7 protein-coding genes and 1 tRNA gene are annotated in these 7,819 nt (G+C 66.9%); 4 read left to right on the forward strand and 4 right to left on the reverse strand.

Annotated elements, in window-relative coordinates; all coding sequences use genetic code 11:
• Together QOC69_RS24280 and QOC69_RS24285 are read right to left on the reverse strand one after the other, a co-directional pair.
• Positions 1 to 2,647, reverse strand: a 2,647-nt coding sequence (locus tag QOC69_RS24280; RefSeq protein ID WP_526444412.1) for an ATP-binding protein, incomplete at its 3' end; no start/stop codon positions are given.
• Positions 2,648 to 2,719: 72 nt separating this feature from the next.
• Positions 2,720 to 3,745 (reverse strand): NAD(P)H-dependent glycerol-3-phosphate dehydrogenase, encoded by a 1,026-nt coding sequence (locus tag QOC69_RS24285; protein ID WP_526444414.1) that lies wholly within the window; start codon positions 3,743 to 3,745, stop codon positions 2,720 to 2,722.
• 227 nt (positions 3,746 to 3,972) lie between these two features.
• On the opposite strand from QOC69_RS24285, the gene QOC69_RS24290 reads away from it, so the two are divergent.
• The 3 genes from QOC69_RS24290 to QOC69_RS24300 all read left to right on the forward strand — a co-directional run bounded on the left by QOC69_RS24290 (position 3,973) and on the right by QOC69_RS24300 (position 6,498).
• Positions 3,973 to 4,395 (forward strand): hypothetical protein, encoded by a 423-nt coding sequence (locus QOC69_RS24290; RefSeq protein ID WP_526444416.1) that lies wholly within the window; start codon positions 3,973 to 3,975, stop codon positions 4,393 to 4,395.
• A 59-nt stretch (positions 4,396 to 4,454) separates the two neighbouring features.
• Positions 4,455 to 5,117 (forward strand): TetR/AcrR family transcriptional regulator, encoded by a 663-nt coding sequence (locus QOC69_RS24295; RefSeq protein ID WP_526444424.1) that lies wholly within the window; start codon positions 4,455 to 4,457, stop codon positions 5,115 to 5,117.
• A gap of 133 nt (positions 5,118 to 5,250) precedes the next feature.
• The gene (locus tag QOC69_RS24300) at positions 5,251 to 6,498 is read left to right on the forward strand and encodes a fatty acid desaturase family protein (protein ID WP_526444418.1); all 1,248 of its coding nucleotides are present in this window, start codon (positions 5,251 to 5,253) and stop codon (positions 6,496 to 6,498) included.
• Here QOC69_RS24300 and QOC69_RS24305 read toward each other — a convergent pair.
• Both QOC69_RS24305 and QOC69_RS24310 read right to left on the reverse strand, forming a co-directional pair.
• A complete protein-coding gene (locus QOC69_RS24305; protein WP_526444420.1) occupies positions 6,495 to 6,713 on the reverse strand; it encodes a hypothetical protein in 219 nt (72 codons plus the stop codon). The genes QOC69_RS24300 and QOC69_RS24305 overlap by 4 nt on opposite strands.
• A gap of 4 nt (positions 6,714 to 6,717) precedes the next feature.
• Complete coding sequence (locus tag QOC69_RS24310; RefSeq protein ID WP_526444422.1) at positions 6,718 to 7,209, reverse strand: YajQ family cyclic di-GMP-binding protein; 492 nt, start codon at positions 7,207 to 7,209, stop codon at positions 6,718 to 6,720.
• A 109-nt stretch (positions 7,210 to 7,318) separates the two neighbouring features.
• Between QOC69_RS24310 and QOC69_RS24315 the strand changes: the two genes are divergently transcribed.
• Positions 7,319 to 7,401 (forward strand) — tRNA-Tyr (locus QOC69_RS24315).
• The last annotated feature ends 418 nt before the right edge of the window (positions 7,402 to 7,819 follow it).

The following is a 7,819-nucleotide window of genomic DNA, read 5'->3' on the forward strand; positions in this document are numbered from 1 at the left end:
CGGAGGCCGCAAGGTCGGCGACCTGTTGTTCGGACGGCGTGAGCGCAAGGGCCGGGTTGTGTCGGACGTTGGTGCGGGTGAGTTCGGTGCGAACGTGGTCGGCCCACCACGGCGCACCCACCTCTTCGAACTCGGCGAGGGCTATCGCAAGGGTCTTGGAGGCTGTTTCCTTTAACCGGCGCCTGCGCTGCAGCTTGCCGAGCAGCAGTTGCGTGCGGGCTCGTTCGAACCGCATCGGCGTCCTGTCATGTTCGGCCATCGCGCGATTCGCCGACTCGAGGGCGGCGTCGACGTCGCCCTTGGCTGCCAGCCACATGGCGCGACAGCGGGCGCCCGCCGCGAGCATCCACGGTCGGTCGTGTATCGCACCGTTGCGCTCCAATGCCTCGATCAGCGGTTCGGCGTCGTCGAGCCGGCTCAGGGCCACCATCGCCTCCGCCGCGTTGGGTAGGTACCAGCCGCTCATGATCTCGGTGCCGGGGATGACGCCGAGCCGCGACACCATGGGCGCAAACGTGACCACTGCGTCGTCGTACCTTCCCAGTGACACTTCCATGAATCCCTTTGCCATCAAGGGCCATTCGGCCATTCGGGGCGCCCCGCACGCTTCGGCGGCCCGCAGCGCCGCGTCGGCGTCGGCCAGCGCCTCGATCTCCCGGCCGGCGTGGGCGTACACCGCGGCGCGGATGCTGAGCCCGATGACGTCGACGCTCCCGCCACCGAGTTGCTGGGCGCGTTCGACGGCCGCGTCCGCGAACGCCGCCGCCTCGGTGAGGTTGCCGCTCCACATTTCGATCAACGCGCAGTAGTCGGCGACGACCATCATGTTTCTGTCCGCGCCACGTTCGAGGCAGCGCTCGTGGACGGCGAGCATCCGGGTGCGTGCCTCGTCGATCCGTCCCGTGTACGCACAGATCAGCGCTTCGACTGCGCTGGCGCTGAACGGAATCGGGACGTCGTCGTTGACCTGTTCGAGCTCCAGCGCGCGGTTCAGGCTCGCTTCGTCGACGCCATGCCCGTACATGAATTGCGTGTGCGCCCAATGGCTCAGAGCCTGGCTCGCCAGCCCAGGAATACCCGAGTTCTCCGCTACGGTGGCCGCTTCCCTGGCGTTGCGCAACGATTCGTCGAACATGCCCTGCGCGGGTGTGCCTTCCGCGAAGGCGCCCATGCCCTGGGTGAAGGACAGGTTCAGCAACGTCTGAACGAGGATGGGCGCCACGTCCTGCGAGTCGTCGACGGCGCGGGTGAGTAGATCCATGGCGGTGATGAAGTTGTTGTCGTAGATGCGGATCGCGGCGAGCAGGTTCAGGGCAATGCCGCGCAGCATCCCTGGTCGCAATTGATCGACGATCGGGGTCAGCAGGCTCTCGGCGTGGTCGGTGCTGCCTGCCAGGAAATGGTCTCCCGCGGCACGTATCCGGCGCCACGGCTTGTCGCCGCCGAGCCCGATCGCCAGGTCGAGCAGTTCGGCGGCGGCGGCCGGTGCACCCCGGCCCCGCGCGGCGTCGGCCGCGGCATCGAGTGCCTTGAGGGTGGTGTCGTCCGAGCTTGCCGTCGCCAGGGCGAGGTGGCGGGCCTTGAGCTCGGGCTCGACCTCGATGGCCGAGAGGGCCCGGTGCATGGCACGGCGGCTCGCCGGGGTCGCGTCGGTGTACACGCCGCGGGCCAGCAGCGGATGGGAGAACCGGACTCGGTTGCCGTCGATGCCGACGATGCCGTCGGTCTCCACGCCCTCCAGCAGCTCGACGATCCGTTCCGCGGTGGCGTCGTTGACGCGAGCCAGCAGATCCACCGTCGGTGCAGCGACGGACGCCACCGCGAGCAGTACCTTGCGCACGTCTCCGTCGAGGCGCCCGATCCGCAACCGCACCAGCTCGGCCAGCGTGCCCGGCAATCCAGGCTCCGCTTGCAGCGGCCCGCCGTCCATCGCCCGCGCCAGCTCCAGCGCGTAAAACGGGTTGCCGCCAGAGATTTCGGCGATGCGCACGATGACCGGGCGGGACAGCGGTCTGCCGAGACTGGCGGTGATGATCGAATGCAGGCCACCGAGGCTCAACGGCCCCAGCCGGATGCGCGTGAAATCTCCGGCCTCGCCGATCCGCAACCACGACGGAGCGGTGCCCTTGTTGGGATCGCACCGCTCGCTGAGCAGTACCCCGACCCGGCCGCGGAACCGGCGCGCAGCGAACGCCACGACCGCGTGGCTCGACGGGTCCAGCCACTGAACGTCGTCTATGGCGACCAGCACCGGCGTCTCGGGGGACAGCGCATCGACGATGGACGCCAGCGCCGCAGCCACCACCCGCTGGTCGGTGACGTGACCGTCGCCGGCGGCCAGCAGCAATACCCGGTCAACTGCCAGTCGCTGCAGGTTGGGCAACCCGTCGAGGGTGACGGACTCGATGTCGCCGAGCAGGTCGCCGACCGCGGCGTAGGCGAGCACCGTCTCGGCTTCGCCGACCTGTGCGGAGAGCACGCGGAACCCACGTGTGCGGGCCTGCTCGCACGCGTCCAGCCACAGGGTGGTCTTGCCGATGCCGGCCTCGCCCTCGATGATCAAGCCGGCCTGGCCCGATTCGGCAGCGGTCAGGAAATCCGCGATTGCGCTACGTTCTGCCGTCCGGCCGAGCCCACCTCTCGTCATATTCAGATGATGACAGCGAACGACCCGCCGTGTCGGACGAACGGCCGGTACCTCAACGTTCCGCGTTTGCTGTTAGAACCCCGAGCCGTGCACTTCGTGGCCGGGCTTCTCTGCGGCCAGGCCACGGTAGGCGTCCTCGACGGTGGCGCCGTGGTTGATCACGCCGTCGACCTCGCGGGCGATCGGCATGTTCAGCCCGTACTCGTTGGCGAACTCCATGATCACGCTGGCGGCCTTGACACCCTCGGCGACCTGGTTCATCGACGCGATGATCTCGTCGATCGTCTTGCCCGAGCCCAGCTCCTCGCCGACGTGGCGGTTGCGGCTGCGCTGGCTGGTGCACGTGACGATGAGGTCGCCCATGCCCGCCAGGCCGGCGAACGTGTCGCGGTGTCCGCCCATCGCCTCGCCCAGCTTGGACATCTCGCGCACCGCGCGGGCCATCACCAACGCGCGGGTGTTCTCGCCGATGCCCAACGCGTAGCCCATCCCGACGGCGATGGCGTAGACGTTCTTGAGCGCGCCCGCCATCTCGACACCGACCACGTCGTCGGTGGTGTACGTACGAAAACGCTGGGTGCGGAACAGGTTTGCGAGGTTGGACGCCAGGTGCTGGTCGGGCATCGCCAGCACCGCCGCGGCGGCGTACCCCTCGGCGACCTCGCGAGCGATGTTCGGCCCGGCAAGGATGCCCGCCGGGTGGCCGGGAAGCACCTCGTCGACGATCTGGCTCATCCGCTTGTTGGTGCCCTGCTCGAGGCCCTTGACCAGCGACACGACCGGCACCCACGGCCGCAGCTCCTTGGCGAGCTGCTCCAGCACGCCGCGGAAGCCGTGCGACGGTACGCCCATGACGACGACGTCGGCGGTGGCGGCGGCCTCGGAGAAGTCGGTTGTGGCCAGCAGCGTGGGCGACAGCTCGACCTCGTCGCCGAGGTAGCGCGAGTTGCGATGGTTGTCGGTGATGTCCTTGGCGGTCTCCTCCGAGCGGACCCATTGCAGGGTCGGTCCGCGCCTGGCGCAGATGGACGCCACCGTGGTGCCCCAGGAGCCACCACCGAGAACGACGACGTTGGGTTCGCGTTGAGCAGATGCCATGCCGATCAGGGTATTGCCGACGCTCGTGGTTTCACCGCGAGTTGACGAACTGCGTGCCATGCGAAGCCAGCCCGCGGCTGGCCGTGCGGTGGTGAGTGTCCACGTCGTGGGACAACAGTGTTGACATCGCCGTGGGTAGGGCGTTGACTGAGGTTCCGTTCCGACATTCGCCGTAGGCACCGTGCGGACCGGGCGGCGGCACGCGCCGGAAACGATATGAGGCCCAGATGACCCGGTCCGATGACAACGAACGAAATGTCTTTCCGGAGAACGTGATCCGCGTGGGGGCGGGTTTCGTTGCGAAGGAACGCCCACACGTCGTGGAGATGTTGACGGCGCTGGGGCCGCATCTGGCCAGGTGGGATCCGAGTGACATCGCCGTGGACGTCTCGTTGCACGACCGTGGCGGCAAGGAGCAGCGCGTCACCGTGCACACCACTCTGCCGGGCCTTCCGCCGCTGGTGGCGACCGCCGCCGGTCCCGACATCACCCACGCCCTGTCCGAATGCAAGCGCGAGCTCATCCGCCAGATCGAGCAGCAGAAGTCCGAGCACGAGCCGATGCACAACCGCCGGCTGAGACGCCGCAAGAGCCGACGTCCCGACGGCGCCGTTCCGTCTTCGACCGATCCGGTGGCCGGTCCAGGGTGACGAAGTCGCCGACCGCGCCCGATGCAGACGCCACCGAGTCCACCGACCGTGACGGCCAGGTGAGCCGGTCGAGGATCCTGCGGGCCGCACTGGGGATCATCGACCGCGACGGTGTGGACGGGTTGTCCATGCGTCGCCTCAGCGAGGAGGTCGGCCGAGATCCGACGGTGCTCTACCGGCACGTGTCGAACAAGGCGGCGCTGCTCGACGGCGTCTCCGAGGTCGTGCTGGGCCAGCTGCGGGTGGACACCACCGATCCGGACTGGGCGGCACAGTTGCGCGCCGTCGCGCACGACTTCCGCCGGCTGGCGCTGGAGCATCCGCACGTGGTGCCGCTCTTGGTGACTCGGCCGCTGGCGACTCCGCTCGGCATGCGGCCACCCGGGATGCTGCGCCCACTGGAGGACGTGCTGACGCTGCTGGTGTCCGTCGGCTTCAGCGGCGTCGATGCGCTGCACATCTACCGCATGCTCTTCGGCTTCCTGTATGGACACGTCCTCACCGAGTTGCAGGAGGTCGTCGAGCGCCCCGAGGAGACCGACGACGTCCTTCGCCTTGGCCTGCACCGGCTGACGATCACCGAGTTCCCGCAGGTGCGTGCGCTGGCGTCGGTCCTGGGTTCCTACGATGGTGCCGCCGAACTCGACCGCGGTCTTGATCTGCTGTTCATCGGACTCACCGCCACTGTTACGCCGCCCGACGGTTCGCCTGCATCTACTTGAGCCGCGCGCACAGCCCGGCTCAGGCACCTTCCAAGTCGCCCGCACCTTGCCGGTGAGGCTAGGCTAAGGAGGTCTACCAAAGTGGCCCAGACTCTGCCGCTGTACGACGCGACGAGCCGAGGAAACAAACTGGATGGCCATCACCGACATCGCGGCATACGCGCATCTGAGTCCAGCGGACATCGAGGCCCTCGGGGCAGAACTCGACGCGATCCGGCGCGACATCGAGGAGTCGCGCGGGGCGAAGGACGCGACCTACATTCGCCGTTCCATCGGGTTTCAGCGGGCGCTCGACATCGGGGCGCGGCTGCTCATCGCAGGCAGTCGGTCGAAGACCGGCTGGATGCTGGGGACGGCATCGCTGGCCTACGCGAAGTGCGTCGAGAACATGGAACTCGCGCACAACATCTCTCATGGCCAATGGGATTGGATGAACGATCCGGAGATCCACTCCACCACCTGGGAGTGGGACCAGGTGGGGCCGTCGTCTCAGTGGCGGTACTCGCACAACTACCGACACCACGTGTTCAGCAACGTCGTCGGAGTGGACGACGATCTCGGCTTCGGCGTGATGCGAGTGACCCGCGATCAACCGTGGAAGCCCGAACATCTGCTGCAGCCGCTGCGAAATGTGTTGCTGGCGGTGACATTCGAATGGGGCATCGCGCTGCACGACTTCTATTCGGAGCGCGACCGGGCCACGACGGAGGAGAAGAAGTCCGCCGAGGGGAAGCTGCTCCTCAAGAAGATCGCCCGCCAGACCTCCAAGGACTATCTGTTCCTGCCCGCGCTGAGCGGGCGCCGCTGGCGGCGAACCCTTGGCGCCAACGCCAGTGCCAACCTGCTGCGCAACATCTGGACGAACGTCGTGATCCTGTGCGGCCACTTCCCCGATGGCGCAGAGAAGTTCACCCCGGCCGTGCTCGACGACGAGACCAGCAGCGAATGGTATCTACGCCAGATGATGGGGGCGGCCAACGTCACTGCAGGCCCGCTGTTGGCGTTCTCGACCGGCAACCTGTGCTACCAGATCGAGCACCACCTCTTCCCCGACCTGCCGAGTAACCGCTACCGGGAGATCGCCGTTCGGGTTCGGGCGCTGTGCGACAAGTACGACCTGCCCTACACCACGGGTTCGCTGGTCCGTCAGTATCTGTTGACGCTGCGAACGATTCACAAGCTGGCGCTGCCCGACGGCTTCCTGCGCGCCACGTCCGACGACGCCCCGGAGACCGCTTCGGAGCGGAAGTTCTGGGCCGGCGCCGGATCGGCCATGCGACTGGGTGGCGCGATGGCGGGGCAGCGAAGCGGGCTGCGCACGGCGCTGCGCCACGGTGTCGGCCGCCGCCGACGCGCACGACGCGCCGGATCCGCGCCCTAGGGCGCTTCCTCGTCGTCGTCACTCTGGCTGCCGTGGGACCTCGGGGCGAACTCGGTGGCGGGTACCTCGTGATGCCGACGGTGGCGCAGGTCGGCCTCGTCGCGCGTGATGGACTCTCTGTCTCGATTCTCGCGCAGCGTCACCGCGAGAATGCCCAAGAGCAGGAGTATCCCCGTCACTCCGGCGACGATCAGAACCGTTCTCTTGGTCGGCATCGATCTACCTATAGTTGACGAACTGCAAAGCGACGTCGAGGTCGGCCTGCTTGAGCAGCGCCTGAACGGCCTGGAGGTCGTCGCGCTTCTTGGAGCTGACCCGGATCTCGTCACCCTGGATCTGAGCCTTGACGCCTTTGGGCCCCTCGTCGCGGATGAGCTTGGTGACCTTCTTGGCGTCCTCACTGCTGATCCCCTGCTTGATACTGCCGATCACCTTGTAGGTCTTGCCGCTGGGCTGTGGATCGCCCGCGTCGAAGGCCTTCATCGAGATGTCCCGTCGGATCAACTTCTCCTTGAAGACGTCGACGGCGGCCTTGACCCGCTCCTCGGTGGACGAGACGAGAATGATGCCCTCCTCGCCCTGCCATTCGATGGTGGTGTCGGTGCCGCGGAAGTCGAACCGGGTGGCCAGCTCCTTGGCGGCCTGGTTGAGCGCGTTGTCGACCTCCTGGCGATCGACCTTGCTGACGACGTCGAAGCTTGAATCCGCCATTGGATCCTGTCCTCCTCGGTTGTGGTGCGTTTTCGTCTTGGGACCATCCTCGTTGTACCCTGCTTATCGCACCAAACCCGGGTACCTCCTCGGGGGTGGTCGCAACCCTGGCAGGTTGCCCGAGCGGCCAATGGGAGCGGACTGTAAATCCGTCGGCTAACGCCTACACAGGTTCGAATCCTGTACCTGCCACGCTGGTCAGGCCCCCTTTCGAGGGGGCCTGACTTGTTCGAGTGGCAGCGGATTGTCACGGTTTGTCACAACTCCCGCGTAACTCTGCGTGCTGGCGGTCTAGAAACTCGGCCGGGCATCTCATTGATGTTCGACTGGCGCGGGTTGCCTGCAGATCGTGGGGAGTATGGACACGCCGTGACACCGCGGAATGCTTAGACCCAGCGCTGCGGCGTGAGCGCGCTGCCGAAAACAACCTGTTCCCGCTGAACGTGTGGGTGCGGGCTGCCATGATGTGGTCGTGTCCACTACCAATGTGATCGACCTGCAAGATCGGCCGGTCTACGGCTTTGCGCAGGTGGACCGTGTTCTCGGCCTCAAGCCGAGTACGTCGGCGCGGTGGATCGACGGTTACCGGCGCTCCGGCAAGGACTATCCG

The organism is Mycobacterium sp., from assembly GCF_032162105.1.
Lineage (GTDB): Bacteria > Actinomycetota > Actinomycetes > Mycobacteriales > Mycobacteriaceae > Mycobacterium.

Bases quoted from the DNA above. Each gene is read 5' to 3' on its own strand.
- QOC69_RS24285 (WP_526444414.1), bottom strand. From the start codon at position 3,745: ATGGCATCTGCTCAACGCGAACCCAACGTCGTCGTTCTCGGTGGTGGC.
- QOC69_RS24290 (WP_526444416.1), top strand. From the start codon at position 3,973: ATGACCCGGTCCGATGACAACGAACGAAATGTCTTTCCGGAGAACGTG.
- QOC69_RS24300 (WP_526444418.1), top strand. From the start codon at position 5,251: ATGGCCATCACCGACATCGCGGCATACGCGCATCTGAGTCCAGCGGAC.
- QOC69_RS24305 (WP_526444420.1), bottom strand. From the start codon at position 6,713: ATGCCGACCAAGAGAACGGTTCTGATCGTCGCCGGAGTGACGGGGATA.
- QOC69_RS24310 (WP_526444422.1), bottom strand. From the start codon at position 7,209: ATGGCGGATTCAAGCTTCGACGTCGTCAGCAAGGTCGATCGCCAGGAG.